Below are 3,288 nucleotides of genomic sequence, written 5' to 3'. Positions count from 1 at the left end.
ACGGCAAAGAAGTCCCGCGCCGCGGCCGGCAACTTTCCAAACCGCCGTGCCGTTTCCTCCTCCAGATCCTCAAGGTCGTCCTCGTTCCGGCACCTGGCGGCCCGGCCATAGATTTCGAGCCTGACAGATTCCGACTGCACATAGCTTTCCGGCAGGAGATCGGGCAGCGGCAGGTTCAGGTCCGGTACCCATAGGTTGATGCCCTCGCCGATCTTCTCCGACGCAAGCTTGAGAAGGTGGCTGTATAAGATAGGCCCGAAGACCTGCACGTGACCGGACTGGCGCTCCGAGAAGAGGTCGCCGGCACCGCGCAGATCGAGATCGCGCTCGCTGATGGCAAAGCCGGCCCCCGGTCTGCTGAACGCCTCAAGTACGGAAAGGCGCTTTTCGGATTGCTCCGACTCGGTTTCGGTCAGCAAATATGCGAAAGCCCTTGTACCGCCACGTCCCACGCGGCCCCTGAGCTGATGAAGCTGGGCCAGACCAAACTTCTCAGGCCAACAGACAACAATGGTATTCGCCCGGGGGATGTCGAGACCGCTCTCCACGATATTGGTCGCCAGCAGAACGTCTACATCGCCTTCAACAAAGCTCATCATCCGGTCATCGAGCTCGTCGGCGGGCAACCTGCCATGCAGGCAGATGATGCGAAGATCCGGGGCCACGGCCTGTACCCGCGCCAACATTGGCTCTAGATCCTGAATGCGCGGGCAGATCAGAAAGCTCTGTCCACGGCGCCGCTGCTCGCGCAACAAGGCCGCGGCAATCGCGGCATCAGATAGCGGAGCCACCTTGGTCACGACCGGCTGCCGATGCACGGGCGGCGTTGCAATCACGCTCAGATCCCGAAAACCTGCCAGCCCGGCCGCAAGGGTGCGCGGTATCGGCGTCGCGCTCATCCACAGCGTATGAACGCCCTTCGCCAAGCTCGAAAGTTTCGCCTTCTCGGCCGCCCCAAAGTGTTGCTCTTCGTCGATGATGACGAGCCCAAGATCGGCAAATTTCACATCCTTCGCCGCGAGCGCTTGCGTACCGACCACGATTTTCAGTTTGCCGCGACGCAACGCTTCCTTGGTTTCTTTCGTTTCGGCGCCCGACACGGCCCGGGACAAACTTCCTACCTTGATGCCAAGTGGACCGAATCTTTTGCGGAATGTCGCAACGTGCTGCCGGGCCAAAACGGTGGTCGGCACCGCAATAGCGACCTGCTTGCCCGCCAGCGCGACAGCCGCGGTGGCCCGCAACGCGACCTCGGTCTTGCCAAAGCCGACGTCTCCGCAAATGACCCGATCCATGGGATGCCCGGACGAGAGGTCGTCAAGAACATCCTGGATCGCTCGCGCCTGATCGGCGGTCGTAAAATATGGGAAACGCGCAACAAACCTCTCATAAGCGGGGCCCCGCGCTGTAAGTTTGACAGCACGCCGGCGCCGCCGCTGTGAGATGTGCTTGGCGAGTTCTTTGGCCGCGGTCTGGATCTCCCTCTCGGCATCGCCACGCCGTTCCCACCACGTACTCCCGTCCGCCTTGTCCAAGGTCAGCTTGCCGAGCTCGGTGGCGTAAGGCCAGATCAAGGCAAGGTCGGCGGGCGAAACCAGCACCGCGTCATCGCCCGCGAACTTCAGCCTGACCAGTTCGCGGGAAACGCCCTCTCCAATATCGAGGGTCTGCAGGCCGTCCAACAGAGCCAGCCCGCGCTGAAGATGCACGACGACGGTGCCCTGCTCCGGCACATCCGGATGTTCGAACGCCGCCGTCCCCGCTCTCGACATCGGCTGCGGATGATGGGCTCGGCTGCCAAGCACATCGGTCGATGTGACAACGACGAGCGGCTTCCGGCCCAAGCCCGCAAAGCCAGCGTCGAAATCGGCCAAGATAGCGCTCTCTCTACGTCGAGCTGCCGCTGCTTTGTCCCAATCGCCAAAGCGTTCCACCTGGGTGCCGCTCATACGCTCCATCGCGCGCAAATCGGCTTCCACTGCAGCGACGAACAGCAGCCGAGACCCGGCTTTTTGCGTATTGGTCACGAACTCACGAAACGCCTTCCTCGGAGCAGCCATCTTCGAGAAGTCTGGCGTAGCCACATAAGCCGCTTTCCGCGGCAGGACATTCAGGCGCTTTGTCAGCTTCTTCCATTCGTCTCGCCGCAGATAGTCGCGCTCTGCGTCTTTGCGACTTGCTGCTTCACCGATCGTATCCAGCCAGCCATCGGCATGTCGGATCACTCCAGAGTCGGCGATCCATTGCGCGCGACCACAATAGTCTGCCAGCGTCGCCCGCTTGCCCGACTTGCCTTCAAAGGCAATGCGCTCGGACATCGGATCAATCACGAGATCCTTTGCCTCAAATACAACCTCGTGTTCCGCCGGGTCCACGGCTACGATTTTCTCAATGGAGCTTCCGGAATGCTCGATTCTGAACGGACCAAGCGCGCCTGCCGGGAATATTTCGAAAGTCTTGCCGTGAAAGAGCGCCGCGCCTGGATATTCCGCCTCTTCGTCAAGATCGTATCCGAGAGCTTCTAGCCGGCTCTGAAGGTCTTTCTCCGCGTATGGCGCGCCGACCTTCAAATGGACGCTATGGCGGCTCCAAGCCGTCGGCATCGGCAACCGCTCCATGATCGCCTCGGCCGTTGAGATCAGAAATACCGGTCTTTTCGTCCGGGCGAGACGCCGCAATACCGAGCTTCGCCTGCCCGCAATCTCGCGAGACGGCTCCAAACCATCGAAGGGCAGCGTATTCAGCCTTGGAAACACCAGAACGTCGAGGGATGGTTCAAGGGCGTACAGGATGCTGCCAAGCCGTTCAGCCCTGTCCTCATTCTCGGAGAGAAACACGACGCCCTTGCGATCCGCCTTTCTCCATTGCTGGAGAAGATGAAGCGCCAGCGTGCCAAGCGGCGAGGCAGATGAAATCGTCGAACGCGACGGACTTTTGCTATTCTTCATCGCCCCGACATTGGCGCGGATCTTTCGACGCGAGTTTCAGCCTAAGCACGTAGTCTAATTTCGCCACGTCCCGGAAGTCCAGCTTCCTGATAATCCACTGCTGCTGATTGGCACCAATCAGCTTTTCTTCTTCGGGACGCGCTTGCCCTTCTTGCGGGCTTTGGAGAGACCGATCGCTATGGCTTGCTTGCGGCTCTTGACCTTGCCGCCCTTGCCACCGCGACCGCTTTTCGCGGTGCCCTTCTTATATCGGCGCATTTCGCTTTCGACGTCTCGCTTCGAGCTGCGAGAGTATTTGGTCTTCTTCTTTTTCTTAGCAGCCATGTGATCCTCCCTCCAA

Annotated in this window: 1 protein-coding gene and 1 pseudogene; both read right to left on the bottom strand. The window is 60.2% G+C overall.

Annotated elements, in window-relative coordinates; all coding sequences use genetic code 11:
• The coding region (locus tag JOY90_RS06345; RefSeq protein ID WP_291690297.1) for a DEAD/DEAH box helicase at positions 1–2,948 on the bottom strand (2,948 nt) is incomplete at its 3' end.
• A 126-nt stretch (positions 2,949–3,074) separates the two neighbouring features.
• A pseudogene (locus JOY90_RS06340) lies at positions 3,075–3,272 on the bottom strand (DUF6496 domain-containing protein); the annotation flags it as partial.
• Positions 3,273–3,288: the final 16 nt, after the last annotated feature.

The organism is Bradyrhizobium sp. (assembly GCF_019242285.1).
Taxonomy (GTDB): Bacteria; Pseudomonadota; Alphaproteobacteria; order Rhizobiales; family Xanthobacteraceae; genus Bradyrhizobium.
The sequence above is the reverse complement of the archived record's forward strand: the minus strand, read 5'-3'. Positions and strand labels throughout refer to the sequence as shown.